This is a genomic window from Rhodoplanes roseus (assembly GCF_003258865.1).
GTDB classification, from domain to species: domain Bacteria; phylum Pseudomonadota; class Alphaproteobacteria; order Rhizobiales; family Xanthobacteraceae; genus Rhodoplanes; species Rhodoplanes roseus.
Window position 1 is genome coordinate 1 of record NZ_NPEX01000553.1, and the last position, 1,487, is coordinate 1,487.

Below are 1,487 nucleotides of genomic sequence, written 5' to 3' on the forward strand. Positions count from 1 at the left end.
TGTGCCCGCGGAGATCGAGCCGGTGCAGCGCGCGGTCGATCCACTGCTTGGTCAGCTTCTCCTGGGTGCCGTTCTGCACCAACCGGCTGCGCAGATTGGCGAAGTCGACATGGTCGAGCTCCTGGTCCTGGTTGGCGCAGGAGAACACGACCGTCTCGGTGCCGGTCGCCGGATCCTTGTGGACCTGCAGGCACTGGGCGCAGATCTCCTTCATCATGCACTGCATCGGCGAGTTGATGGAGCCGATCGCCTTGTGGCCGGGCTTGAGATGCGCCGCCAGCATGCCGTGGCGGGCGCGGGCGACCGCAGCCATCATGCCGTCGGAGCCGATCGCGACGACGCGATCGACATCGCCGAGGTCGATCGGCCGGTCGCCGAGCGCGCCGGTCGCATAGGCCTCCAGCGCCGCCACCATGTTGCCGACGAAGGCCTTGTCCTGCGGCCGCTCGGGCGCGAAGCCGGGCGCCTCGTCGCAGCACCACACGATGGCGTCGGCGGCGCGCTCGATCTCGGCGACCTTGTAGCGGTCGCGGCGCTGCTTGTAGCCGGCGAAGTAGAGCACCTTGCCGCCGCGGGCGCGGGCCGCCTCGCCGATCGAGAACAGCACGGCGTTGCCGAGGCCGCCGCCGATCAGCAGCACGGTCTCGCCCGGCTCGATCTCGGTCGGCGCGCCGGTCGGCCCCATCAGGATCACGGGCTCGCCGGGCCGCAGCGTGGCGCACAGGTCCGACGAGCCGCCCATCTCCAGCACGATGGTGGCGAGCAGGCCCTGCTCGCGGTCGACCCAGGCGCCCGTGAGCGCGAGGCCCTCCATGGCGAGCGCGGTGTCGTCGACCCGCGTCGCGTAGCTCTCGTAGTTCTGCAGGCGATAGAACTGCCCCGGCTCGAAGGCCCGCGCCGCCGCCGGCGCCTTGACGACGACCTCGATGATGGTCGGGGTGAGGCGGTTGACGGCGTGGATGGTCGGCCGCAGCTCGCCCTCGAGCGTCTCGAACAGCGTTTCACGCGATGGCGGCGTGGTGTCGAGCTTGTCGAGCAGGCGGGCCACCACCGGAAAGCCCTGCTTGGCGCTGGCCATCGCTTTCACGACATTGCCGGCGAAGGAGGGATGCAGATCGCCGAAGAAGCTGACGGCGCGGCCGTCCGCCCGGATGTCGGTCAGCACATGCACGGTCGACGGCTTGGCGATGCGCTCCGGCGTCACCGTCTCGCCGTCCTCGCTGCGCGCCCGATAGTATTTGCCATCCAGCACCATGGCGGAGTCTTCGCGGGCCAGCGTGGTGTTCGGCTGGGTGCCGGCGGCGACCACGATGGTGCGGGCCGGCAGCACCACCTCGGCCTCGCCCGGCACGTCGCCCTGGCGGGCGAGCTTCAGGGCCCGGGCCTGGCCGTAATTGTCCAGGATCACCTCGGTCGGGGAGAGGCGCTCGGCGAACCGGATGCCTTCCTCCATCGCCTTGGCGATCTCCTCGTGATTGAGCGTGTAG

Annotated in this window: 1 pseudogene; it reads right to left on the reverse strand. The window is 70.2% G+C overall.

The window, feature by feature from the left end:
- Window positions 1-1,487 (reverse strand): annotated as a pseudogene (locus CH341_RS31180) (pyridine nucleotide-disulfide oxidoreductase); the annotation flags it as partial.